Annotated in this window: 1 protein-coding gene; it reads left to right on the forward strand. The window is 44.3% G+C overall.

What is annotated here, in order from left to right:
• The coding region (locus tag A3735_RS28235) for an efflux RND transporter permease subunit (protein WP_197486118.1) at positions 1–922 on the forward strand (922 nt) is incomplete at both ends.

Below are 922 nucleotides of genomic sequence, written 5' to 3' on the forward strand. Positions count from 1 at the left end.
GCGTATCAGGGTGAAGTGGTGCAAACGATCCAAACGCAAGATGATGAAGTCGATGTCTGGCTAGGCTTGCCTGAAGAAGAACGAGCTTCGATGTGGTACCTGGAGCACCTGCCAATTTTGATAGCAGATGGCAGCTATATAGACTTGTCAATAATTGCTGATATTCACTTCCGACAGGCACCGAATAATATTCGCCGCTATGAGCGCAAGCGAGTGGTGACCGTGAGCGCATACGTCAATACAGAACATAACTCGGTTTACAATATTCAAAAGGACCTTAAAGAACACTACCTCGACACGCTAGTCGCGCAATATCCAGATATGAAGTGGGGAACCGCAGGTAAACAAAAAAGTATTGTGGCGTTTTTAGATATTCTGTTTAACGGTTATCTAATCGCTATCTTCGTAATGTATTTGATGATGGCGGTTTTATTCTCGTCTTACAGTCAGCCCTTATTGGTTTTGTTTGCAATCCCTTTTGGAATTCTAGGCTCACTTTTCGGTCATATGTTATTAAATCTGGAATTAACGCTTTGGTCATTCATAGGTATGGTGGCGGTCAGCGGTATTGTCGTCAATGACAACCTGGTCTTGATGGACTGTATTAATGAGCTGCGCAAGAAGGGCGTGAATATCTTTAGTGCAGTATGCGAAGCTGGCAAGAAACGCTTCAGGCCAATACTCTTAACGTCAATTACAACGTTTGCAGGCTTAACACCTTTGATCCTGGAAACCAGCATTCAGGCTAAGTTTTTAATACCCATGGCCGTATCGCTGGCCTTTGGGGTTATTTTTGCAACACTGATCAGCTTGCTTTTAGTGCCCGCAAGCTACCTATTACTGGATCAATATATCAAGAGCCTAAGCACCGCTAGCAAACAGGTAACGAATAATGCGCTCGACTCCGAGAGCGTTGAAGACG

Source organism: Oleiphilus sp. HI0061 (genome assembly GCF_001635675.1).